Source organism: Pseudomonas sp. HY13-MNA-CIBAN-0226 (genome assembly GCF_040310305.1).
Taxonomy (GTDB): Bacteria; Pseudomonadota; Gammaproteobacteria; order Pseudomonadales; family Pseudomonadaceae; genus Aquipseudomonas; species Aquipseudomonas gregormendelii.
The window spans coordinates 1-230 of sequence record NZ_JBEOPS010000707.1 but is presented as its reverse complement, the minus strand read 5'-3'; the positions used below and the strand labels follow the sequence as shown (position 1 = coordinate 230).

1 protein-coding gene is annotated in these 230 nt (G+C 47.4%); it reads right to left on the bottom strand.

Translation table 11 applies throughout. The features are described 5' to 3' along the window. Positions 1-230: ABC transporter substrate-binding protein (locus AAEZ05_RS30530; protein ID WP_350650443.1), on the bottom strand; the 230-nt coding region annotated here is incomplete at both ends.

Below are 230 nucleotides of genomic sequence, written 5' to 3'. Positions count from 1 at the left end.
CATTTGCGGCGTATAGACAGGGATAGCGTCCGCTTTTTCACCATTTAGGATGCGTACCACGATTTTACCAGTTTCGCGGCCAAGATCGTAATAGTTTACGCCTAAGGCAGCAATCGCGCCGCGTTCAACCGAGCTGGTATCAGACGCAATCAGTGGGATTTTGCTTTCTTTAGCGACTTGATATAGTGACTCATAGGCCGATACGACATTGTTATCGGTTGAGGTATAGA